Below are 407 nucleotides of genomic sequence, written 5' to 3' on the forward strand. Positions count from 1 at the left end.
ACCGGGGTGACCGTCCCAGCGGCGGTGGCTTCCAGCGCCGTGACGACCGTGGCGGCGACCGCCCCAGCTACCCGCGCCGCGATGACGACCGCGGTGGCTCCCAGCGTCGCGATGACCGTGGTGGCGACCGTCCGAGCTACCCGCGTCGTGACGATGACCGCGGTGGCCGTCCCACCGGTGGTGGCGGCGGTTTCCAGCGCCGTGACGACCGTGGCGGCGACCGCCCCAGCTACCCGCGCCGTGACGACCGCGGTGACCGTCCCAGCGGCGGTGGCTTCCAGCGTCGCGACGATCGCGGTGGCGACCGTCCCAGCTACCCGCGTCGTGATGACGACCGTGGTGGCCGTCCCACCGGTGGTGGCGACCGTCCCTCCTTCCGTCGCGACGACCGTGGCGACCGCCCCAGC

At 74.9% G+C, this 407-nt stretch carries 1 pseudogene; it reads right to left on the reverse strand.

What is annotated here, in order from left to right:
• Positions 1 to 407 (reverse strand): annotated as a pseudogene (locus ADK55_RS40500) (hypothetical protein); the annotation flags it as partial.

Origin of the sequence: Streptomyces sp. WM4235, from assembly GCF_001279725.1 — a bacterium.
In the GTDB taxonomy this organism is placed as follows: domain Bacteria; phylum Actinomycetota; class Actinomycetes; order Streptomycetales; family Streptomycetaceae; genus Streptomyces.